This window comes from Marinilabilia salmonicolor (assembly GCF_003003035.1).
GTDB classification, from domain to species: Bacteria; Bacteroidota; Bacteroidia; order Bacteroidales; family Marinilabiliaceae; genus Marinilabilia; species Marinilabilia salmonicolor_A.
Genome location: NZ_PVTS01000011.1, coordinates 93,577 through 117,941, shown reverse-complemented (window position 1 = coordinate 117,941; position 24,365 = coordinate 93,577). Strand labels below are relative to the sequence as shown.

The window sequence follows — 24,365 nt, the reverse complement described above, 5'->3', positions numbered from 1 at the left end:
AAGTGCAAATGAAGTCAAGAAAAGATGGAATTTTCCCATCCGTACTTATTCATAAAATCGAAAATCAAATGAAGAAGATATTTATATTTTTAGGATTATTGGGTTTTCTGGCCTCCGGCTGTTCCGATTATCTGGAAGAAGAAAACTTGTCAAACATTGGTGCCGATGAGTATTATAAATCCTCTGACGGTTATGAAACGCTGGTCAACGCTGCTTATAGTTCAATGCGCGATATTTACGGTCCTGCACCATGGATGTTTTGTGCCGGAACCGACATGTTCGTGGAGGGTCGTCAGGCACAGCCTGTCGGACTTAGTGAGTACAGGTTTTTGACGGCTTCTGAATCAGAGATTCTGCCGCTTTATGAAAATTGTTACAGCTCAGTTCAGGCTTGTAATATGGGGCTTGAGTATAGCTCTATTACAGAGTCTTTCGATGCTCTTCAACACCGCATTGGAGAATTGAAGTTTATCAGGGCCAATGCTTATTTCCTTTTGGTTCAGAGCTTTGGAGGTGTAGCACTGGTTACCGAAATGATTGATGAACCTGTTACTGAATTGAACCGTGAAAGTGCTGAAAATATCTATGAATTTATAATTAATGAGTTGGAAGAGGCACAGGGACTTGTAAGTACCGAAGCATTTTCAGGCAGGGTAAACCGTAGGGCAGTGACTAACCTTTTGGCTAAAGTTTATCTGACCAGAGGTTATGAATCTTTTGGAACAGAAAATGATTTCTCGCAAGCTGCATCCCTGGCTGATGAGGTAATCAACGGACAACAACTGAACATTTCGTTTCACGATTTATGGTGGCCTGGGAACGAAATGAATGAAGAGGTGATTTTTTCTGTTCAGTATTCTGATAATTCTATTAGCTCAGCTCCTGATGAGCTTGGTCATTCTCAGTCAAGTTATTTCGGACCGTATATGGGAGGTAGCGAAAATGCCGGAGATGCTCCCTGGCGTTCGTACAATCTATGCCCGAATATGTATTTGTTGGATCTGTACAATGAAAATGACACCCGTTGGGAAGGTACATTTATGACAACTGTTTATGATGCATATTATGATTATTACAGGGTAGAGGATCTTTCTACCGTTGGTGTGAAGCATTACTATGCGCGGCCTTGGGAAAGCAATGAGGTCTTTGAGGCAGCTTATCTTGCGGAGCATCCCGGAGCTGTCTTCCATTATTATGAAGATTTGGAGGCTTCTAAATCTTCTGCTCTTGATTTCGCGACCATAGCAATTAGAAAATTCGATGATCCCAAATCTATGTTTTCAAGTAACGGGACTGTTAGTACCCGTGATCTTATTATTGCTCGTTTAGCTGAAACATATTTGATGGCTGCGGAGGCTTACTATCAGCTCGATAATACTCAGGTTGCAGCAGATCGTATCAATGAGGTTCGTCAGCGTGCCGGAGTTGCCGACATTACTTCAGGTGATGTTAATATCGACTTTATTCTTGATGAACGTGCCCGGGAACTAGCTGGTGAATATTATCGTTGGTTCGATCTGAAGCGAACAGGAACCTTGGTAGAGAGGACTGTAATGTACAATAAGGACATTGAGTCTGCAGACTGGTTTGTTGGTAAGGGTGGAGAACTAAAGATTTTGCGCCCGATTCCTCAGGATGCTCTCGATTTGAACAGGGGAGAATATCCTCAGAATCCGGCATATGATTAATGTATCATGCTTTGGTGTTGCAAATGGTATCCGGGGTGTTCCGGATTCCATTTGCAGACACATAAGTGCCTTACCCCTTTGATGATAGAATGCATGAAGATATCGACAGATCCTTGTGGCCTGAATATTGAATTTTTAGGCATTCTTAATTTTTTACAGGAAAAATCATAAGTTTATGAGAATACCAGTGTTCTTTGTTAAGGGAAGCCTGGCTGCTTTAATCGTTTTGGTAAACAGTTTGGGGTGTGTGGGAGAAGAAAAGTCTCCCGAAACAAAAGATAAGTCCGTTTACAGCGGGGTGGAGTTTGAAATGCCTGTTGTTCAGGAGCCTTCGTTTGCCGATTATTCGGTGTCAATTACCGATTTTGGAGCGGTGGGTGATGCCCTTACTCCAAATGGAAATGCATTTGCTCAGGCCATTCAGCAGGTTAGTGAAAACGGGGGCGGACGGGTGATTGTTCCCAGAGGTATTTGGTTAACAGGGCCCATTCAGATGAAGAGTAACATCAATCTTCATTTGGAGGACGGGGCTGTTATTCGCTTCAGCTCCGATTTTGATGAGTATCCGCTTATAAAAACCAGTTTCGAAGGGTTGGATACCTATCGTTGTATGTCGCCCATTCATGCACATAATCTGGAAAATATTGCCATCACCGGAAATGGAGTTATTGATGGAAATGGAGATGCCTGGCGACCCGTTAAGAAAAGTAAGATGACTGCTTCCCAATGGAAGAATCTGGTTCAATCGGGCGGAGTCCTCAGTGACGACGGGAAAATCTGGTACCCTTCCGAAAAATCAAAAGCAGGAGACAGTCGCGATAATTTTAACGTTCCTGATTTTAATAACCGGGAGGCCTTTGAACAGGTGAAAGATTTTTTGCGTCCCGTGATGGTGAGTATCAAAGAATGTAAAAAAGTTTTGCTTGACGGGCCTACGTTTCAGAACTCTCCTGCATGGAATATTCATCCGCTCATGAGTGAGGATGTTACCATCCGGAATCTGACCATTCGGAATCCCTGGTATTCACAAAATGGAGACGGTTTGGATCTTGAATCCTGCAAAAATGTGGTGATTTACAACAATACCTTTGATGTGGGTGATGATGCCATCTGCTTTAAATCAGGGAAAAATGAAGATGGACGACGAAGAGGTATGCCCACCGAGAACGTAATTGTGAAAAAAAACATTGTGTACCATGGTCATGGTGGTTTTGTGGTAGGAAGTGAAATGTCTGGTGACGTTAGAAATGTCCATGTTTCTGATTGTACATTTATGGGAACCGATGTGGGACTTCGTTTCAAAAGCACCCGTGGCCGGGGAGGTGTTGTTGAGAATATTTTCATCTCTAATATTGATATGATTGATATTCCTACCGAGCCCATTCGCTTTAACTTGTTTTATGGAGGTAATGCTCCTGTGATGGATGATGGTGGTAATAGTGCTCCTGCTGAAGAGCGTGCTGAAGCAGCTCCTGTCACTGAAGAGACCCCTGCATTCAGAAATATATTTATGAAAAATATCCGTGCCAATGGCTTTGGAAATGCTGCCTTTTTTATGGGACTTCCGGAAATGAATCTGCAAAATGTGCATTTGGAGAATGCTGTTTTAAGAGGCACCAACGGTGTAAGTATTATTGATGCAGATGGTATTAAAATGAGAAACGTGAAAGTTACGGCAGATGAGGGCCCTGCTTTTATGATTTACAACGGGAAAAACATTGAAGCTGAAGAAATGGAGTTTAAAGTTTCCGGAAATACCGCGTTTGGTATCTTTGGGGAGCTTACTGATAATATCAATATTCAACAAAACTCCTTGCCTGATGTGAAAAAGATGGTGAAGGTTGGTGTTGAGGTTGAGGCTGATGAGGTAAAGATTAATTAAGGGTTTTAGATATTTGACTGATTGTTTTTTAGATGGGGCGGTCCAAAAAGTATTGGGCCGCCCCTGCTTGTTTCTGTTTTGCAGCTACTTTTGCAATACTTGTTGCGTCTGGGATGGCGAACGGATACCTCCAAAATTCTAACCAGTTGGGGAATCTTTATTACGACGGAAAGGAAACTGACTTTTTGGTATTCTTTGTTAATATCTGGTTTCATTCGTATAAAATTTATTAATTAAGGTCGGATGGAACTCGCATGCAAGAAATTATACATATTCTCTTGTGGCAATCGTTGCCATGCTCGTTTCATTGGTAACAGAGCGAAGCAATCTTATTTCATAATAATGGATTTTCCGGACAACAGTGTTTGTAAATGAAGAAATATCATGCTGATAAAGACTCTTGGGATAAATGGCAGCTTTATTGTGATACCTAAAACCTCTTGTTCAAGATAATGTGTAATTCTTGTTCTATTGCTTTTTCCTGGAAACAGCTCAATTCCCTTTTTTTACTCAAATCAGCACCCACTTCCTTGTTTTTCGTTGACTATTAATACAGTGAAATCTTAATTTCTTTATTAATTAAGATTTATTAATTCAGTTTAAGTGTCACTGTATCAGTGTTTAGATAAAATACACCCTATGGTAATTAACAATTTGCAACACCATTTTAGATATTTATTCGGATACCTGCTAGGTGGATCTGTTGTATTTTAGCATTTATCACAATACCCCCAATCCTGAATAAAAATTCAGCATAAGATTTAAATCATCTTTAAAATCAAACTTGTTATGAGGAAAAAACTATTTTTCAAAACTTTATTTGTACTGGGACTTCTCGTCTTTATTTCCTTTTCGGGACGGGCTCAGCAGCAAACGTCTGTGAGGGGGACGGTTACCGATAATTATGGTGATCCGCTTCCGGGCGTTAACATAATTATTAAAGGAACAACCACAGGGACGGTTTCCGATATTGACGGAAATTACTCCTTAGATGTTTCCGATGTTCAGAATACAGTACTTGTTTTTAGATTTATTGGTTTTTCTGACCAGGAAATTGAAGTTAATGGGCGGTCTGTCATTGATGTAACAATGGAGGAGTCGTCGATTGGTCTGGATGAAGTCGTTGCCATCGGTTATGGAACAGTTAGAAAGCGTGATCTTACCGGGTCGGTTTCTTCAGTCTCCGGTGATAATCTTCAGGATATTCCTGTTTCATCTACTGCGCAAGCCATTACAGGACGCCTGGCCGGGGTACAAATTACCACCACGGAAGGTTCTCCTGATGCAGAAATAAAAATTCGCGTTCGTGGAGGTGGTTCAATAACCCAGGACAACTCCCCGCTTTATATTGTGGATGGTTTTCCCGTGAGCAGTATCAGCGACATTGCTCCTTCGGATATCGAATCGATTGATGTGTTGAAAGATGCTTCATCTACTGCTATTTATGGTGCCCGGGGAGCTAATGGTGTTATAATTATTACAACTAAGGATGGGGTTGCCGGAAAGACTACTGTTAATTATAATATGTATTACGGGGTTAAAAAAATTGCCAAAACACTTGATGTTCTTGATCCATATGAATATGCTCTTTGGCAATATGAGCTTGGTGGCGAGAGTGGAAACACTGCCCGCAATTTTCAGCGTTATTATGGTGTATTTGGTGATCTTGAACTTTACAAAGCACAGTCTGGCACCAATTGGCAGGATGAACTCTTTGGTCGCGAAGCCATCACTCAATACCATAATGTCAGTGTGACCGGTGGTTCTGAAAAAACAAAGTATAATCTTAGTATGACTCGCACCGATGATGAGGGTATAATGCTGGGGGCAGGATATTTGCGAAATAATATCAATTTTAAGATTAACAGTGAGATTACTGATCGGTTGACTGTTGATTTTAATACCCGGTTTTCGGATACCAATGTGACAGGAGCAGGAACTTCCACCGAAGGGTCTTCTTCCAATAGTCGTTTGAAACATGCTGTAAAATATGCTCCGGTACGTGGGCTGCAGGATTTTTTGGCTGCAGTTGACTTTGATACGGATATGGAGGCTGCCAGTCAACTTTACAATCCGGTGGATGTGGTAAACGATGATTACCGGAACTCCGACCGTCGCAGTATTAATTTTAATGCCGGAATTGGTTATGAGATAATTGACGGCTTGACACTGAAAAGTGATTGGGGAGTTGAATTTGAAAATCGCAGGGATGATCGTTTCTACGGGCCATCTACTTCACAGTCAAAAAATACCAGTGGTGGAACCCCAATGGTGACCATTGATACCAGTGAGCGTCTTCGTCAAAGGGTTGCCAATACCATCTCATACGCCAAGGATGATGTTCTTCCAGGTCATAATATTAATTTGTTGTTGGGACAAGAGATTTATACCTATAATTCTAAAAGTCTGGATATGGAGTCCCGGTTTTTTCCAAGTGATGTGACCGTGGATGCCGCTTTAGCGATGATGAATCTTGGAACTCCGCAGCCTACGGAATCGTTTGAGTCGCCTGAGGATCGAATATCCTCTTATTTCGGACGCCTTAACTATAATTTTTTGAATAAATTCCTTCTGTCAGTTACCATGCGAGCTGATGGATCCAGTAAATTTGCTGAAGGAAATCGCTGGGGATATTTTCCGTCCGTTGCCGGTGCCTGGCGTATTTCAGATGAACCCTTTGTGAGTGGTATCGATTTCCTCTCAAATCTGAAACTTCGCCTCAGTTATGGTACGGCCGGGAACAACCGTATTGGCGATGATATGTGGAAAATGGTTTATACCACCAACGATGATGATAAACCTTATTTTGTGGATGAGGATCTTCAGAATCAATTGGTTCCCGGAAGTACTATCGCCAATCCTGACTTGAAATGGGAGACCACTTATACCCGTAATGCAGGTCTGGATTTTGGATTCTTCAACAATCGGATAGATGGTTCTTTTGATGCGTATTACAATACAACAAAAGATCTCTTGATAAGAGCTAATATTCCATCCAATACCGGATTTAATTATCAGATGCAGAATATTGGTGAAACATCCAATCAGGGTGTGGAACTTGCCTTGAATGGACGTATTATTCAGCAACGCGACTTTACACTGAGTGCTTCATTTAATATTGCTTTTAACATCAACAATGTTGAAAAGTTGGGTGATGTAAAGATGTCGCTTCAAAGTTCAGAGTGGTACGGTAGTTCTTCCGGACCAACGGGTGATTATTTGCTAAAAGAAGGTGAGCCTGTAGGACAAATGTGGGGATATGTTACAGATGGAATGTATAAATACAGTGATTTTAACTATGACCCCGTCACCGAATCTTATTCTCTGAAAGAAGGTGTACCTGACAACAGTACATTAATTGGAGCTCGTTTTTTTGGACCGGGAACCTTGAAATTTAAAGATCTCGGGGGTGAGGGAGATGCTATTAATCCTGAAGACGATCGTACCATTATAGGTAACGCCAATCCTGATCATACTGGTGGGTTTAACCTACAAGCCACCTATAAAGGTTTTGATTTCTCGGCCTTTTTTAACTGGGTTTATGGAAATGATGTGTATAATGCCAACAAATTGGAGTTTACTTCATTCCCTGATACCAGACTTTATGGGAACCTTCTCTCATCAATGAATTGGGAAGATCGTTTTTCTATCGTTCATCCCGAGACCGGCGACTTTGTTTATAGTCCTGAAGGACTTCAGATGCTTAATCAGAATGTGGAAATATGGCACCCAATGATGAGTCGGGTGGTATTACACTCCTGGGCTATTGAAGATGGTTCTTTCCTGAGACTTAACAATGTGACACTGGGATATACTCTTCCTGAGAATCTGACTTCTCGATTCTTTGTTGATAAGCTGAGATTTTATGTGACAGGATACAACCTCTGGACACTTACAAACTATACAGGTTATGATCCTGAAGTGGATACCAGACGCTCCACTCCGCTTACTCCCGGGGTTGATTACTCTGCCTATCCCAGAAGTCGTTCAATTATTGCAGGTGTAAACCTTACATTCTAAAAACATTTGATGATTATGAGAACTTTATCGATATATTTGATAGCAATGCTGCTCGGGGTTGTGGTCTTCACTGGTTGTGAAGATGATTTCCTGGAGACAGAAACGAAATCGAGTTATACCACCGATGTGGTATTCTCTAATCCGGCTTTTGCGCAAAATGCATTATATGGCATTTATTCGCTGATGACGCATGATGATACCTATTCACAGATGTTTCCAATGTATGCTTCCATGAATTCAGACATTGAAGTGGTCGCTTTTGGTACAGGGGATTATGGTGATAATGGCCGGCGTGGAATTGGGAATTATCTTGCGACACCCGGTAACAGTGAACTTACAAAGCCCTGGAATGTATTGTATCGTGCCATCGAGCGCGCAAATATCATGATTTCAGAGGTCCCCGACAGTCCTGTGATGAGTGGTGACGATGAAGAAGCAAAAGCCAAAATGATGGCTTATTATGGTGAGGCGTTGACCTTGCGTTCCTTGTTTTATCTTGAGTTGGTCCGTAATTGGGGGGATGTTCCTTTTAAGACAGAACCTACCAATCCTGACGGGTCAAACTTCTTTATCCCAAAGACCAATCGTGATGTAATATTGGAAGCTTTGATTGAAGACCTTCAGGAAGCTGAACAATATGTTCCCTGGATTGATCGAAGTGATGCAGCAACACCCGAACGTATCAGTAAAGGCTTTGTAAAAGGATTAATGGCGCGCATTGCCTTAACAAGGGGAGGTTACAGTCTTCGTGCTGAATCCAACACAATGGAGCGGGGTTCTGACTGGGAAACCTATTATCAGATAGCCCGTGAGGAGTGTAAAGAGATTATGGATGAAGGAGTACATTCGCTGAATCCTTCTTATAAAGATGTTTTTGTACGTCAGAATCAACTTGAACCTGATCGCCAGTATTATGAGAGTCTTTTTGAGGTAGGACACGGTATGGCACGTAGTGGTGAGGCCGGGTATTATATTGGTATTCGTTATGATACCAACCCTAAGTATGGTCGCGGTAACCAGGGTGGTGCACTTACATTACCTCATTACCTCTATTCTTTTGAGCCTGAAGACAGTCGTCGGCTGGTAACGGTGGCATTCTATAAATACAATAACCTCCCTCAGATGGAGATTTACACGGACCCAACGCAATTCCGATTTGCTAAATGGAATTTGAAATGGATGACGGATGCATATTTGTCGGCCAACCGGAACGCTGGAAATAAACTTTTGACAGGAATTAACTGGACAATGATGCGCTATTCGGATGTATTGCTGATGTTTGCCGAGGCTGAGAACGCATTGAACGGCCCAACGGCTGCGGCAAAGGATGCATTGAAAGAGGTTCGACGCAGAGCTTTTGATTCTGAAATGCATCCTGAACTGGTTGAAAACTATGTGGAAAGTCTCGCAAGTGCTGAAGACTTTTTTGATGCCATTGTCCATGAAAGAGCTCTTGAATTTGGCGGAGAGAGCATTCGAAAATATGATCTCATCCGGTGGAATTTGCTGGATGAAAAGATTAAAGAAGCACGCGAGATGAACCGTCGGATTGTATCTGGAGAGGCTCCTTATGATGATGTTCCTCAATATCTTTATTATCAGTATTCTGAAGATGATCCTGAAGATTTGAATTTTCAGACGCTTAATCTGGATGAAGAATTGGGTGATATTAATATCCCTGATTTCGACAGGGTGGAATGGATGTCCGGCATTGGTGATACAGATAAAGATGAATTTGTTCAATGGCTAAACCTGATGTCTTCGGGTTTGGATCAATACCCGAACAGACATCTGTTGCCAATTGCACAGCCTGTAATTGATGATGCGAACGGCGCTTTTGTTAATGAATATGGTTTTTAATTCTAAAATTCAATAGCTATGAAATTTAATCTTTGGAAGTTAATGTTTTTATTTGCAGCCGGTTTGATGATTACTCTGCCAGCCTGTGACGACGATGATGATGAAGCCAATAAGAAGGTTCGTTTATTTCGTCCGGTGGAATTGACCACCAATTTTGACGGGACAACAGTGGAGTTAAGCTGGCTGCCAATATTGGGGGCCCAATCATATAATATGGACCTTAGTAAAGACAGCCTGAAATTTACTGATATTGTTGAATCTTTTACAGGGATAACCGAACTACCCGTTGTTATTCCTGATCTTGAAGGTGGTGCAAGGTATTCAGTTCGGATAATGGCAATAGCTGAGAATCCTGAGTATAATTCCGAGTATGCTGAACTGACTTTTATGACCCCTACAGAAAATATTCTTTATCAACTTGAGGGTGATGACGTTGGCGCCAATGATGTGGTTATCTCATGGGATCCTGAGAAAGCCGTAACTCATATTGTAATATCTTCTGCCGGAGGTGGAGAAATGGAATATCAGATAAGCGCAGACGAGCAGGCTCTGGGTGAAAAATTGTGTGATGGTCTGACCGGTGAAACCAATTATACTGCAGAAATTTTTAATGGTGAAATTAAGCGTGGATCCATTAGTTTCAAAACCCTTATAGACATTGGTGATGCCACACTTGTTGGTCCTGATGAAGATCTGATCGAAATTATTAATGCAGCAGGAGAAGGCACATTTGTTCTTGAGCCGGGTGACTATACCGTTAGTTCAGGTGTAATTACAGCTACAGGTTCGCTTACTGTGAAGGCATTGAATGCCAGTGATAAACCCACAATTCATGCCGCTTTCTACTTCGAAGGTGGAACTAGCTGGATTTTGGAAGACCTGAATTTCTCTGGATACACCATCCTTGAGGGAGCCGTGAATACTGAGGAGAAAGAAAGCTATGCTACACGTATCAGCAGTGATGCTGTTGCTGCTGATGAATTGATTCTTCGCGGATGTACATTTAGTAATTATGACCGTTCACTGCTTAGAGGAACAGAAGGTGGAAGTGTTAATAGTCTGATAATTGATAACTGTATTGTTGATAATGTAACCATTGGGAATAATGAGTTTCTTGATTTGAGAAGTTGTGCTATTTCCAATATTGCTATTACAAACACAACTTTCAGTAATTCCAGTAGTACCCGTCACTTCCTGCGTTGCGACGATATTGCCGGATTCGAAGGTCAGGTAATTAATATTGAAAACTGTACATTCTACAATGTTGCCACTCCCAGCAATCGCGTGGTATATGTGCGAACTATAGGCAACATGGTAACAGTTAAAAATAATGTTTTCTCTGAAATGGCAGATGCTCAATTCCGTGCAGATGACCCGGCAGCAAGTTATCCTGTGATTGATTACAACTATTATCACAATGCGGTTAATCTTTCAGGTTCTGAACTGAATGGACCAAATAATATTACTGATGATACTGCAAGTCCGTTTGCTGATGCCGAAAATGGTGATTTCAGTATTGATTTTAATTCTCCAATACGTAATTCAGGTGAGGGGAATGCGCCGATGGGTGATCCCCGGTGGATACAATAAACCTGGTTTTTTAGCGGGGTGCAGCTCTTGGGCTGCATCCCTGTTTTTTAATTTTGTTAATATCTCCCGATTGGAATTATTTAATAATGCTAAGTATGTGTAAAAGATTTATTTATTTGTTTTTTGTTGTTTTGGTACTTTTTTCTCTGTCTGCTTGTGAAGAAGAGGAGAAAATTAGCGGTCCGGGAGAGCCTGAAACGGAAACTCCTGATGAAAACCCGGATGATTCTGAAGACGACAATCAAACAGATGATGACCAGGATGATACAACAGAACAGGCCATCGCTTTTCCCGGTGCCGAAGGTGGTGGTATGTACACTACCGGTGGTCGGGGAGGCGATGTTTATGTGGTTACTTCGCTGGAAGATGGAGTTTCTGAAGGAACGCTTCGTTACGCAATTGGTCAGTCAGGGGCACGTACTATAGTTTTTGCGGTAGGTGGTACGATTAATCTTAATTCTGAGTTGAAAATATCAAATGGTGATCTTACCATTGCCGGACAATCCGCACCCGGAGGTGGTATCACGCTGGCAGGATATCCGGTTACTGTGGCAGCTGACAATGTGATTCTTCGATTCCTTCGCTTTAGAATGGGGGATGAGAATGCCGTGGAGGGCGATGCCATCTGGGGACGCAGACATTCTGATATTATTATTGACCATTGCAGTATGAGCTGGAGTACCGATGAATGTGCCTCCTTTTATGACAATGAAAATTTCACCATGCAGTGGAGCCTGATAGCAGAAAGTCTTAACGAATCAGTTCATGGCAAAGGAGCGCATGGATATGGAGGACTTTGGGGTGGTTACAATGCTACATTCCATCACAATTTGTTGGCTCATCACAAAAGCCGAAACCCCCGTTTTTATGGGGTTCGTGATGGTATAACCCGCGAAATGGCCGAAATGGTCAACAATGTAATTTATAACTGGGGAGATAATTCCTCCTATGGAGGAGAAGGGGGACAATACAATATTGTCAACAATTATTACAAGGCAGGGCCTGCTACCGGAAGTCATCCCGACCGTATTTTTGAAGCTTATTATGAAGAGTCTTATGGTAAATTCTATGTGTCGGGCAATTACGTGGATGGATTTCCTTCGATAACTGCCGATAACTGGTTAGGAATTGACCTGAAGAGTGGTGGTGACAAAAATGAACTCGTTGCCGACTCGAGGTTTGATGTTACCGCTGTTGACTACACCTCTGCCGAAGATGCCTATACTGCCGTGTTGGAACATGTGGGAGCAAGCCTGGTTCGCGATGTAGTGGATGAACGTATCGTAGGTGAAGTAAGAAACGGAGATGCTACTTTTGGCGGAAGCTATGGGGAAGCACTGGGGATTATTGATACTCAGTCAGCCGTTGGCGGGTGGCCTGAGTTGGAGCCCGGAACATCTCCGGAAGATACAGATAACGACGGAATGCCCGATGCCTGGGAAACAGAAAAGGGACTGAACCCCAATGATGCTTCGGATGTATCAGGAAATAAACTTGATGATACCTATACAAATATTGAGATATACCTGAATGACCTGGTAACATCTGGAATCGGATTTGGGAACTGATTTTCTGTATCTTGTTTTTGCTTGTGCAGATTCAGACTTATTGACAGGCGTTCCGGAGATAAATAAGTTCGGGAAAGAGGCAATTATTATTAATACATCAAAAAATTAAATCATGAAGATTCTAATATACATAGTGGCCATCGTGGGGCTCCTTTCTTCAGCGGGATGTAAGCAAGAAAAACCTGCCGAAGAAAACCAGAAATGGTCCGTAAAAATGGCCAACTCGGTGATTGAGCGTCACGACAGTCTGGTCAATTATCTGAATCCCGATAAAATAAAGTGGCAATACGATATTGCTATGGTGGGACAGGCAATAGACAAATTGGGACATGTGGATTCAATCTACTCCCAGTACATGGAGGATTATGTTGACTATTTTGTTACTGAGTCCGGCGACGTAAGAAAGTATGACCCTACTGATTACAATATAGACAGAATTAATCCGGCCAAGAATATTATTACTGTTTACAAGCGAAAAGGAGACGCAAAATACCGCAAGGCTATTGAGATGCATGTGGAACAGATGCGCAATCATCCCAAAACAAAAAGTGGCGGATATTGGCATAAAAAGATCTATCCATGGCAGATCTGGCTCGATGGTGTGTATATGGCTACACCATTTCTAGCACAGTATGCCCGGGAGTTTAATGCTCCTGAATGGTTTGATGAGGTTGCTCACGAAATTCTTTTGACTTACGAAGTGACACACGACGAGGAGACCGGACTGATGTATCATGCCTGGGACGAAAGTAAAGAGCAACGTTGGGCCGATCCTGAGACTGGCCGCTCTCCGCATTTCTGGAGTCGTGCTATGGGATGGTATATGATGGCCATTGTGGATGTGCTGGATTATTTCCCTGAAGATCATCCCAAACGGGATTCTATTATTACGGTTTTTCAGAATACAGCCGATGCTCTGATGAAAGTTCAGGATGAAGAAACAGGACTTTGGTACCAGGTTCTTGATATGGGCGGTCGTGAGGGAAATTACATTGAAGGCTCCGGTAGCTCGATGTTTGCTTACGCTTTTGCTAAAGGAGCCCGTAAAGGCTACCTGGATAAATCTTACCTTAAAACAGCCAACAATATTTTTGATGGCATATTGGAGCATCTGATCACAGTTGATGATAAAGGACTTGTTACTATGCATCATATTTGTGGAGCCTGTGGGCTGGGAGGTAATCCATATCGCGATGGTACTTATGAGTATTACATTAGCGAAACTCAGGTGGATAATGACCCCAAAGGGGTTGGCCCATTTATTCTTGCTGCCATTGAGTTAAACAGATAACTCCGATGCAATGGGTGAAGAATACATTTAACGTGTTGATAATAAAAAAAGGCATAAATGATCCAAAGAATAAAGGTCGTAGGAACACTCCTCCTGTTGATGATTTCCGGATGGGCCTGTTCTCAGCAAAAGTCTGATGAATCCACACTTGCTTTCCCCGGAGCTCTTGGCGCGGGGAAATATACTACAGGTGGTCGTGGAGGGGAAATAGTAATGGTAACCAATCTGAATGATGAGGGACCGGGCAGCCTTCGTGAAGCTGTTCGGAAGCATGGTCCGAGGATTGTGGTTTTTAAAGTGTCCGGTAATATTAATTTGAAGAGTCCACTTGATATTAACAATGGTAACTTAACCATTGCAGGACAAACAGCTCCGGGGGATGGAATATGTTTAACAGGTTATCCTGTAAAAGTCAAAGATGATAATGTTATTATTCGTTACATCAGAGTTCGTTCGGGAGATGAGTCCGGAGATGAGGTTGATGCCTTCACATCCATGCGAAACCGCAATGTAATAGTGGATCACTGCAGCTTTAGTTGGGGGAACGATGAGGTTTGTTCCATTTACGATAATGAAAACTCAACGCTGCAATGGTGTATTATCAGTGAGAGTATGAATTCTTCTGTTCACCACAAAGGGGATCACGGTTATGGTGGCATCTGGGGTGGAAAAACAGCTTCTTTTATTGGTAATCTTATGGTGCATCATATCAGTCGCAACCCCAGATTGCATGGAAGCAGATATCATAAACAACCTAAGTTGGAAAGAGCCGAACTGGTAAATAATGTAGTTTACAACTGGAAGTCGAAATGTATGTATGCCGGTGAGGATGGGAACTATAACATTGTGAATAATTATTTTAAACCGGGTCCGGCAACGTCAAAGAGTGCATCAAAGGAGTTTTTGGAGCCATATCAGCCCTTCAGCAATTATTATATTTCCGGTAATGTGATGCACGAAAATGCTGAGATTACTGAGAACAATGTTCTTGGGATAGACATCGACGATTTTCCGGCTGATTCTGTTTTTGTTTCGGAACCTCACCAAATCTCCGATTATACTCCGCTTAGTGCCGAAGATGCCTTTAAAGCGGTTGTTCTACATGCCGGAGCTTCTCTGAACCGAGATGCTGTGGATCGCAGGATAATGGAAGAGGTTCAGCAGGGAACTTTTACATACGGAGAAAATGGAATAATCGATTCACAGACCGATGTTGGCGGTTGGCCCGAACTGAAATCCGAAGAATATCCTAAGGACTCAGACAATGACGGAATGCCGGATGCCTGGGAAGAAGTAAACGGGTTGGATCCGAATAATCCGCAAGACGCAGCTTTAAAATCAATCTCTGATGATTATGTCAACATAGAGATTTGGTTCAATAGTCTGGTCGAATAGTTTTTTACAGTCCATCACTATTGTCCGGAAAAAACCATTACAATGAAAGAAGATTGCTTCGCTCTGCTCGCAATGCCCTCTGCAAACCCTTAATATACTGCAAGGTCCGGTCATTGCGAGCGTAGTGAAGCAATCTCATGTTTTTAACCGGTCACCAATGATAGTCAATAAGATTTACCAGAGTATTGCAAATTGGTTGTCATAATTTTTTTATCCATGAAACGATCTTTTTTCCTTTTTATACTGATTTTATTAATAACCGGATGTTCCAATCCTACTGTTTTTAACGTTTACCTTGCCGGAGATTCCACAATGGCCGATAAGAAACCTGATGCTTTTCCGGAGACCGGATGGGGACAGGTTTTTCCTGAATTTTTTGATTCTGCTAAAGTTAAGTTTGAAAACCATGCAAAAAACGGGCGAAGCTCCAAAAGTTTCATTTATGAAGGACGATGGGATTCCTTAATGGGGAGGATCACTCCGGGTAGTTATGTGTTTATTCAGTTCGGTCATAACGATGAAAGTCCATCAAAAGGGGATAGATACTCTACCCTTCCGGAATTTAAGAATCATCTCAGAAGATTTGTTACGGATGTTAGGCAAAGAGAGGCTTTCCCTGTTTTGATGACCTCTGTGGTTCGTCGAAAATTCGATGAAAACGGAATATTGATACCCACACATGGAAATTATCCGGATGCCACCAAAGAGGTCGCTGAGGAAATGAATGTCCCCGTTATCGATCATCGCGCATTGAGCGCTGAATTGGTGAGTGAAAAAGGAGATTCCCTCTCTAAGGAATTGTATTTATGGGTAGAAGCGGGACATCCCAATTACCCAAAAGGGGAAAAAGACGACACTCATTTTTCTCCTGCAGGAGCCCGGAAAATGGCGAGTCTTGTGGTTGAGGAATTAAAAAGGATGCAATTTCCCCTGGCAGAAGCCTTGAAATAATAATGTTTTCCGCATGTAAGAGCTTTATTATGTGATGAATACTTCCAATAAAATACTAGTGATATGAAACGAGCATGGCAACTATTGGCACAAGAGAATATGTATAAGTTCTTCCATGCGAGTTCCATCAGACCAATAACTTAGTTTAATTATTTACTGATGAAACGAGCATGGCAAGGGGTGTCACAAAAGACAATGTATAAATTCCTTGCATGCGAGTTCCATCCGGCCTTGAAAAATTAATTTTATACGGATGAAATCAATACTTATTGTTCTACTGACTTTTGTTACAATCTGTAGTTATTCTCAAAACAAAACCGACATCAGTCTTAAATGGAAGGATACAGACGAACAAAAAACAGAAATTTCTTCGGAAACAGGCGATCTCTACAAAAAACTGGAACATCATGGTCCTGCCATAGAAAATGAATGGATGGGGTTAAGGCTCTATTTTGATCATAAAGTGGCGGTGGATGTGTATAATAAAACGCGTCCCGGACTTGAACTGGCAGAAGCAGGGTGGTATCCTACAGAAGAGCAGCAGAATGAGGGCTTGGGGGCTGATCAGTACAAAGTAGGTTCCACTGTTGGTATGGGAGGTGTTCGATTATGGAATCCGGAGACCAAAGAAGAGATGTTCCTGGATCCTGTCACTAAGAGAACAGCCCGCGTAAAAAAAGAAGCCGGAATCTCCTATATGGAAGTGCTGTCTGAAGGAATTCCTTATATGGGAGATACCATTGATGTGTTGGTGCGGGTTACCGTTTTCTCCGGACATCGGGAGGCCAAGGTCGAGGCTTTTGCATTGAGCAGTAATCCGGTTTATTTTCTGACGGGCATCAATTATCATGATAAAACAGAAGTCAGACAGTCTGATAATTTTATTTGTACATGGGGCATCCATCCCGAAGATGTGGCGGCAGTTCAATTGAATATTGGCGGAGCTGTATTGTTTAATCCTGATGATTTTGCGAGTATTACCAAGGAAGAGAAGCAGTTTGAATTGGTGTCAGAGCCAACAAAGTATCTTTCTCTGTGGGTAACTTCAGCCTGTGAAAAAGAAGAAGAAATTAACAGTCTGGAATCATTTGTCAGATATATTGAAGGGCTTGGGTTGACTAAATGATTTGTGAAATGACCGGTAAAAATATTTAAACAATAACTATGTGGATCAGACAGCATAAATGGGGGTATGTCGCGGTGATTTTTATTATCCTGGCGGGATGTTCGCTCTCGAATTCTCCGCAACAATCCCAATTCGATAGTAAGGAAGAGATTTTGGGACAAATCAGTATTCCTGATTTCCCGGATAATGTTCTTGTGATTAATGATTTTGGTGCTTTGGCAAATGATTCCTCTTTTGATAGCAAACCAGCGTTTGATAAAGCCATGGCTGCCGTCAAAAATACCGGAGGGGGAGTTATCGTGGTACCTCCGGGAATGTATTATCTCAATGGCCCCATTCATTTTGTTAGCAATATCAATCTTAGAATTGAAGAAGGAGCGGTACTTAAGTTTGCTTCCAACCCCGAATATTATCTGCCCGTTGTGGAAACCAGCTGGGAAGGAACGCTGCTTTATAATTACAGTCCGTTTATTTACGGAAAAGACCTTACCAATGTAGCCATAACCGGTAAGGGGGTTATTGATGGCGAGGCTTCTGATACCTGGCAAAACTGGAAAGAAATCCAAAAGGAGAGTCAGATGTTGTCACGTAAAATGAATAACGATGCAGTTCCCCTTGAAGAGCGAATTTTTGGCAAAGGACATTATTTACGTCCTCACCTGGTTCAGTTTTACAACTGCCGGAATATTCTCATAGAGGATGTACGAATTGAAGACGCGCCCTTTTGGTGTGTGCATCTGTTGAAATGTGAAAATGCAACGTTGCGGGGTATGAGTTATGATGCACACAATAAGAACAACGATGGGATAGATCTGGAGTACACCAAAAATGTATTGATTGAAGATATTGACTTTGACAATGGAGACGACAATGTGGTGATCAAAGCCGGTCGTGATCGAGAAGGACGCGAGATGAAAATGCCATCGCACAATATTGTGGTACGCAACTGCCGCTTGAAAGGGCTTCACGGACTCGTCATAGGGAGTGAGATGTCGTCAGGCGTTCATAGTATTTATGTGGATAGTTGTGATGCTTCAGGTTATCTTAAACGTGGTTTGTATGTGAAATCAAATCCCGACAGAGGAGGAGAAATATCAAATATTCATTTTAACAATGTTGAACTTCAGGATGTGGAGGATGCTTTTTTCATTACTTCGTTTTACCACCAGGAGGGTGAGGGGCATGTTACACATATTCATGATATATATGTGAATAATGTTTACTCCCGGGAAGCGTCGGCTGCAGGAATTGTGGTTCATGGTTTTCCTGAATTGAAAGTGCATGATATCTATTTCAGTAATGTGACCATCGAAAAAGCTGATGTAGCAATAGATTTGCGCGATGCCCGGAATGTTATAATGGAGGATGTCTCTATTGGCGGACAGGCAGGACCTCCCTCGTGGGCAAAATGATGAATGTTGGTTTTTTCAACCGGGCATTGATGGTAAATATTTATTTTTCACTAAGGTCTGTACGGAAGTCTCTGAACAGACCTTATTTTGTTATCTGAATTTTGATACCATATAATCCTCTATTTAGTGGTTTTCATAAATTAGAAATCATCAGGGTTGAAAAATTCTTTTTCATTCCGGGCTTTTTGAGGTTTTGGAATCAATGGTTTGGTTATTAGATTGTTATTGTGCTGAGACGGCTGATTAGGAAAAAATGAATATTTTTATTTTAATAGTTGGAAACATTTATCCCCCTAAAAAAAACTAAAGTCCTCATGTTTGAAATCATCCGGAGTTAAACTTGCATATGGCTATCACAGACCTTAAAAGGGACAGACAGGATAGCGCAATGAAAGTATTAACTAATTATAGAGAATATCCGGCTTTGAAGCAATTATATCCTTCCGGTAATCTTTATATCAAAATGAAATTATATGAGATCGTTTAGTTTTTTTCTGGTGGTAATAATGACCTTGGTCTTTTCCTCCTCTGTTTTAGCACAAAAGATTGAATACGATAATCCTATCGCAGAGCAACGTGCCGATCCCTGGGTGTATAAAACAGATGATGGCACCTATTACCTGATTGCCACTGTTCCGGAGTACGACCGCATTGTCATCAGGAAAGCCCAAAGTATCAACGGGCTCAAGGATGCGGAAGAAAAAACCGTTTGGCGAAAACATGAAACAGGTGTAATGGCCAGTCACATTTGGGCTCCCGAACTTCATAGGATCGATGGTAAATGGTACATCTATTTTGCAGCTGGCGAGTCAGAGGACATTTGGAATATAAGAATGTATGCCCTCTCCAATGAGGCTGATGATGCCCTGGAGGGAGAATGGAAAGAGGAAGGCCGGATAATGACTGAGCACGACTCTTTCTCACTGGATGCAACCACTTTTGAGCACAACGGCAAACTTTATATGATTTGGGCCCAGAATGTTTTGGATGAGGGACATGGTACCGGACTGGTTCTCTCCGAAATGAAAGACCCTACTACTCTTAGCGGGAAAGAGGTTGTTATCACCAAACCCGAGTATAGCTGGGAAAGGGTAAAATACAATGTGAATGAAGGGCCGGCAGTTATTAAAAAAGACGGGCGTATTTTCGTTTCTTATTCTGCCAGCGCAACCAATCATAATTACTGCATGGGACTTTTATGGATTGATGAGGATGCCGATTTGCTGGATGTGAATAACTGGCATAAATCCGCAGGTCCTGTTTTTTACTCAAACCCTGAGTTTGACAGGTATGGCCCCGGACATAACTCTTTTACTGTGGCAGAAGATGGTGAGACGGTAGTAATGATTTATCATGCCCGCGACTATAAAGAAATAGAAGGAGAGGCCCTTGACGATCCAAACAGAGCAACACGTGCACGCGTTGTAGAGTGGACGAAAAGTGGCTTTCCTGATTTTATGCAGAAGCAGGATGATTGATTTGTAAATAGCTTTTTGATATGTGAATTTGCAAAAAGGGCTGCTCCTAAACCGGAGCAGCCCTTTTTCTTTCTCTTTCATCCGGTGCACTGTCATTGCGGGGCAACCCCCGAAGCAATCTCTAATTGCAAAAACGTTTTTTTAACTATGGACAAACACTAATTAATCCACAAACAGCCTTTTGGCATGCCGCTCATATAGATTCTCAAACACACATTGTCCTACAATATCGGCGTGTTTTTCCAGCAGCATGTTGTATTGCTCTATTCTCTCGGCGGCCAGTTTATAGCCCACATGCACCAGCTGACGGAGATTGGAGTTGTATTGCGGATGCTCCGGAATATGTCTAAGTGCATTGGCAAACTCTTCGCCAGTCCAGCCCTGGACTTCCATTGCGGAGGGAAGTTGGTTCTCGTCAATATCGATGACATCAGCATACGGGGCACAAAGCTTTTCCACATCGGTTAATGCTCTGGAGTATAGATTCTTTACAAAAACCAATGCTTCACCTCCGGCCAGCGCCAGACCAATTACTTCTTCCAGCCAGGTAGTTCCGGCCGTTTTGAGGTGGAACCCTTTATTGTGTTTTTTAGACAGTTCTTTGATGATGGGGTAGATGGAAAACTTATCGGATCCCGAATGGATACTTAGTTTTAACTCTTCCGGAAGTCCGAATTGCTGAATGGCAAAGTCGATAATCATAAGATTTGCTTCATACTCCTTGTTAAAGGCATTGATGTCACCAACATAATCTACACCTTTATTAAAGCGTCCGGTGAATTTTGGAGCTATGGTCTGCGCCGGTACATTGTAATGAGCCAGCATGGCCAGAATAAAGAACAGTTCCACCGGTGTCTGTGCATTGGGAACCTCATCCATGGAAACTTCGGTTATGAAATTACCTTTACCCTTTTCGGCTTCAATTCGCCTGTAGGTTTCTCCTGCCATCTGCGCGGCATACAAATACTGATCTGCGATCTCACGCAACATCTCCTCAGTAATATTAAAGGCAGTATTCAATCCGGGGACTTCCAGGTTGCCGATGAATTGTCTCATTTCCCCCATGAAATCTTCTTCTTCTTTGGCTTCGCTTTTCTTCCCGATGTAAGAAGCTACATCAATGGTAAAAAAGTTTGAGGTGCTTAGGAATCGATCCACCGTGTCCAGATTTACATGGTCAGCATCGATATACCACTGTTTGTTGTATCCGGCTTTTTTGATGCTTTCTTCTGCAGCTCTTAATGTATCTGCAGGTTCACTGCCAATGGTGGTATGTTCCCGGTTCGATTTGTTCCAGACAGGAGTAATTTCAACTCCGTTTTTCTCTGCTTCAATGATGGTTTTCAACTGCCATCCGGCCTGATGGGCAAAACGATCGCCCATGCCAAATGAATACCTGGATAGTTTTTTCATGACTAAGATTTTTTATAGTTCTAAATTCTATGGTTTGTCTTTTAATGCTTTTTGATTCTGAGTTGTTATTGTCTTCATCCCTCAGCCAAAAGAACTTCTGCCTTTTGCCTTTCTAACTAACTAACAAACTAACTAAGGCTAAGTACCTCGGTGTTGATAATCTCCACCGGCTGAAACTCATGTTTCATGGTAATGTTGTGGGTGGTCAGATACTCAAACAACCGTTTTACAGCTTTTTCTGATTGTTCCATTGGTTTCTGACCAATCAGAAAGTGAATGATACCTTTTTTCAAATAGTCGGTGTTTTTCCGCGTTATCTCATAACCAATCAGGATGGCCTCAACTCTTTTCTTCTCCAGATATCGGGCAATGATGTGTGTCTTAGCACTGGAAACCAAAATTGCTCCGATGTTAGGGTTTTGTTGCAGAATCTGATCCATTTTCTCTTCGACGGCATTTTGGTCAGTAGAGGCGATTTCCACGGTGATTTTCATGCCATTGTTTCTTCCTGCATCCAGAAAATAACTCAAAAAACCCTGGTTTCTGCGATTCAGGTGCTGCGTGTTCTCCAGATCTTTGGCCAGGTTTACGATAAGAATATCCTTGTCGGTTGCCAGACCAAAGTCTATGAGGCTTGCAGCAACTCTTCCTCCCTGAAATGCATCTTCACCAATGAATGCCGTGCAGTTGGTATTATCGATAAAAGTGTCGATGAAGATGTAAGGAATTCTTTGTTGATCAAGGTCCTCACAAAATCTGATGGCCTCTTTTTTCAAAATGGGGGCCATGATGACACCATCTGGTGGAAAAGTCAGAATTTCATTGGTCTTATCTATGAAGTCAGCCTCGTTATGCAATTCAAAAAGACGGTAATCAATTTCGATGGAGAAGGGATGAAGATCCCGGATTGCCTTCTCTATTCCTTTGGGATGGGCAAGCCAGTAAACATTATCATCTCCTCCGCGTGGGATCAGTACTGCAAATCGGTATGTTTTTTTGGTTGTAAGGGCCTGGGCTACAATGTTGGGTTGGTAATTCATCTCTTTTGCAATGGCCAGAACCCTTTCTTTGGTCTTTTTGGCTACCTCACCGCGGTTATGTAATACACGGTCAACGGTGCCAATCGATACATTTGCTTTACTGGCGATATCTTTTATTCTAACCTGCTTCATTTATTTGAAATGTCGTTTGTTAACCCCGGGGGGCTCATAAGGGACTTCCGGTTTTTAGCGGAAATCCCGGAGGCAAACTTTTGTCTTCTGTACAATACTAATTTCAGGGTTTTGACTGTTTTTGTCCAAATGAAACCCTCATCTCTCAATCCTCATCTCTCAACCCATGTCAGTGACAAATACCTCTAAGGTACTTGCCACTGTGCCGGGTAATTTAGTATCCGAAGAAATGTGGTACCCAAAGGGAAATCTCCGGGATAAACGTCACTAGCAGCAGCACCACAAACATGGCAATGTAAAATGGTATCAGTGGTTTAATAAGGTCTTGTATCTTCAGTTTTGCCACGCTGCATCCGATAAACAATACCGCGCCAACCGGAGGTGTTACCAGTCCCACATTCAGGTTCAGAATCATTATGATGCCGAAATGAATGGGGTCAAGCCCCAACTGGGTGGTTACTATAGGTAGAAAAATTGGCGTAAATATCAATACTGCCGGAGTCATATCCATGAATATTCCCACAGCCAGCAACGCCAGGTTAATGATTAAAAGAATCACAAACGGATTTGAAGAAAGGGATAATAATGCGCTACTCACGGTTGACGGAATGTTCTCGAAAGACATTACCCATGAAAGGCCTATGGATGCAGCGATTAGCAACAATACCATGCCTGCTGTTCTTACCGTTTTGATGAGAATAGTCGGTAAATGTTTTACCGTTATTTCTTTGTAGATGAGCGCTAGTATAAGGCTGTAAACCACTGCTATAGCAGCAGCTTCAGTGGCAGTGAAAATACCTGCAATAATACCTCCAATTACAACGACCAGCATCATCAGACTGGGAATAGCATCCAGAAACTTCTTAACTCCTTGTTTGAATGGAATCTTATCTCCAACTGGATATTTTTTTCTGTATGCATAGACCGAACCAACCAGCATGATAGCCAGACCTGTTAAGATTCCGGGTACATATCCGGCCAGGAATAACGCAGCAATAGAGGTTCCTCCACTGGCAAGAGCATATACAATGAGGATGTTACTGGGAGGAATAGACAGTCCGGTGGTGGCCGAGGTTACATTTATTGCTGCTGAAAAATTCTTGTCGTATCCTTCTTTTTCCATTCGTGGCCCCATTATGGTGCCCATGGCTGAGGCAGAAGCTGCAGCAGAACCAGAAATGGCTCCAAACAACATGTTGGCCGTTACATTTACCATTGCTAAGCCACCTGGTAGGCGACCAACAAGGACTTTTGCAAACTCAATGAGCCGCATGGCTATCCCCCCGGAATTCATTAACTGGCCCGCCAGTATGAAGAAGGGTATGGCCAGGAGGGAAAAACTCTCTAAACCTGTTGCCATGCGCTGTGCCATGGTGGAAAAAGCGGGCAATACATCAAAACTCACTAGCATGGTAGCCATGGCTGAGAGCCCAATACTATAGGCAATAGGTGTGCCTATCACCAGAAAAAATATGAATGAAGAGACCAGGACAATAATGCCCAACATATCTAATTCCAT

The 24,365-nt window shown here is 42.2% G+C and carries 15 protein-coding genes; 12 read left to right on the top strand and 3 right to left on the bottom strand.

Features of this window, described 5'->3' with window-relative positions:
* The first annotated feature begins 68 nt into the window (after positions 1 to 68).
* The 12 genes from BY457_RS12380 to BY457_RS12325 all read left to right on the top strand — a co-directional run bounded on the left by BY457_RS12380 (position 69) and on the right by BY457_RS12325 (position 20,261).
* Positions 69 to 1,688, top strand: a complete 1,620-nt coding sequence (locus BY457_RS12380) for a RagB/SusD family nutrient uptake outer membrane protein (protein WP_106153673.1) — start codon at positions 69 to 71, stop codon at positions 1,686 to 1,688.
* Positions 1,689 to 1,863: 175 nt separating this feature from the next.
* Entirely contained in the window at positions 1,864 to 3,570 is a 1,707-nt protein-coding gene (locus BY457_RS12375) for a glycoside hydrolase family 28 protein (RefSeq protein ID WP_106153644.1), read from the top strand.
* Positions 3,571 to 4,359: 789 nt separating this feature from the next.
* Positions 4,360 to 7,590, top strand: a complete 3,231-nt coding sequence (locus BY457_RS12370) for a SusC/RagA family TonB-linked outer membrane protein (protein ID WP_106153643.1) — start codon at positions 4,360 to 4,362, stop codon at positions 7,588 to 7,590.
* 15 nt (positions 7,591 to 7,605) lie between these two features.
* Complete coding sequence (locus BY457_RS12365) at positions 7,606 to 9,450, top strand: RagB/SusD family nutrient uptake outer membrane protein (protein ID WP_106153672.1); 1,845 nt, start codon at positions 7,606 to 7,608, stop codon at positions 9,448 to 9,450.
* An 18-nt stretch (positions 9,451 to 9,468) separates the two neighbouring features.
* A complete protein-coding gene (locus BY457_RS12360; protein ID WP_106153642.1) occupies positions 9,469 to 11,040 on the top strand; it encodes a DUF5123 domain-containing protein in 1,572 nt (523 codons plus the stop codon).
* Between the two features lie 95 nt (positions 11,041 to 11,135).
* Positions 11,136 to 12,608: a pectate lyase gene (locus tag BY457_RS12355; protein ID WP_106153641.1), complete on the top strand. Its 1,473-nt coding sequence runs from the start codon at positions 11,136 to 11,138 to the stop codon at positions 12,606 to 12,608.
* Positions 12,609 to 12,720: 112 nt separating this feature from the next.
* Positions 12,721 to 13,899, top strand: a complete 1,179-nt coding sequence (locus tag BY457_RS12350) for a glycoside hydrolase family 88/105 protein (protein WP_106153640.1) — start codon at positions 12,721 to 12,723, stop codon at positions 13,897 to 13,899.
* 57 nt (positions 13,900 to 13,956) lie between these two features.
* On the top strand, positions 13,957 to 15,294 hold the full coding sequence (locus BY457_RS12345; RefSeq protein WP_106153639.1) for a pectate lyase: 1,338 nt from the start codon (positions 13,957 to 13,959) through the stop codon (positions 15,292 to 15,294).
* Positions 15,295 to 15,510: 216 nt separating this feature from the next.
* The gene (locus BY457_RS12340; protein WP_106153638.1) at positions 15,511 to 16,245 is read left to right on the top strand and encodes a rhamnogalacturonan acetylesterase; all 735 of its coding nucleotides are present in this window, start codon (positions 15,511 to 15,513) and stop codon (positions 16,243 to 16,245) included.
* A 253-nt stretch (positions 16,246 to 16,498) separates the two neighbouring features.
* On the top strand, positions 16,499 to 17,371 hold the full coding sequence (locus tag BY457_RS12335; RefSeq protein WP_106153637.1) for a DUF4861 family protein: 873 nt from the start codon (positions 16,499 to 16,501) through the stop codon (positions 17,369 to 17,371).
* Positions 17,372 to 17,409: 38 nt separating this feature from the next.
* Positions 17,410 to 18,783 carry a glycoside hydrolase family 28 protein gene (locus BY457_RS12330; protein WP_106153636.1) on the top strand — a complete coding sequence of 458 codons (1,374 nt, stop codon included), beginning with the start codon at positions 17,410 to 17,412 and terminating at the stop codon, positions 18,781 to 18,783.
* A 473-nt stretch (positions 18,784 to 19,256) separates the two neighbouring features.
* Complete coding sequence (locus tag BY457_RS12325; RefSeq protein WP_106153635.1) at positions 19,257 to 20,261, top strand: glycoside hydrolase family 43 protein; 1,005 nt, start codon at positions 19,257 to 19,259, stop codon at positions 20,259 to 20,261.
* Between the two features lie 162 nt (positions 20,262 to 20,423).
* Here BY457_RS12325 and BY457_RS12320 read toward each other — a convergent pair whose 3' ends face one another.
* From BY457_RS12320 to BY457_RS12310, 3 genes are all read right to left on the bottom strand, one after another.
* Positions 20,424 to 21,674, bottom strand: coding sequence for a tagaturonate epimerase family protein (locus BY457_RS12320; protein WP_106153634.1), 1,251 nt, complete (start codon positions 21,672 to 21,674; stop codon positions 20,424 to 20,426).
* Positions 21,675 to 21,802: 128 nt separating this feature from the next.
* Positions 21,803 to 22,846, bottom strand: coding sequence for a LacI family DNA-binding transcriptional regulator (locus tag BY457_RS12315; protein WP_106153633.1), 1,044 nt, complete (start codon positions 22,844 to 22,846; stop codon positions 21,803 to 21,805).
* 214 nt (positions 22,847 to 23,060) lie between these two features.
* A complete protein-coding gene (locus BY457_RS12310) occupies positions 23,061 to 24,365 on the bottom strand; it encodes a TRAP transporter large permease (protein WP_106153632.1) in 1,305 nt (434 codons plus the stop codon).